This is a genomic window from Anaerobacillus sp. 1_MG-2023 (assembly GCF_030547345.1).
Classification (GTDB): domain Bacteria; phylum Bacillota; class Bacilli; order Bacillales; family Guptibacillaceae; genus Guptibacillus; species Guptibacillus hwajinpoensis_B.
In genome coordinates this window covers 1-240 of the sequence record NZ_JAUORD010000233.1, presented here as the reverse complement: position 1 = coordinate 240, position 240 = coordinate 1, and the positions used below count along the sequence as shown (strand labels likewise).

The following is a 240-nucleotide window of genomic DNA, read 5'->3' as shown; positions in this document are numbered from 1 at the left end:
AGTATTAACCGTAGATGGAGAAAGTCTAGAAGGATTAAACTTGAATGAAGCGGTTGCTAAGATTCGTGGTGAAAAGGGTTCAGAGGTTGAATTAGAAATTCAGCGTGCAGGTGTTTCCGATCCATTCCCGGTTACAATTGTTCGTGATGAGATTCCGGTCGAAACGGTATATAGCAGTTCAGAAATGGTGGATGGAAAATTAACTGGCATCATCGAAATAACAAATTTCTCGGAGAATAC

Annotated in this window: 1 protein-coding gene; it reads left to right on the top strand. The window is 40.4% G+C overall.

All coding sequences use genetic code 11. The features are described 5' to 3' along the window. Positions 1–240 (top strand): S41 family peptidase (locus Q4550_RS23985; RefSeq protein WP_369290145.1); only part of this gene is annotated, 240 nt, incomplete at both ends.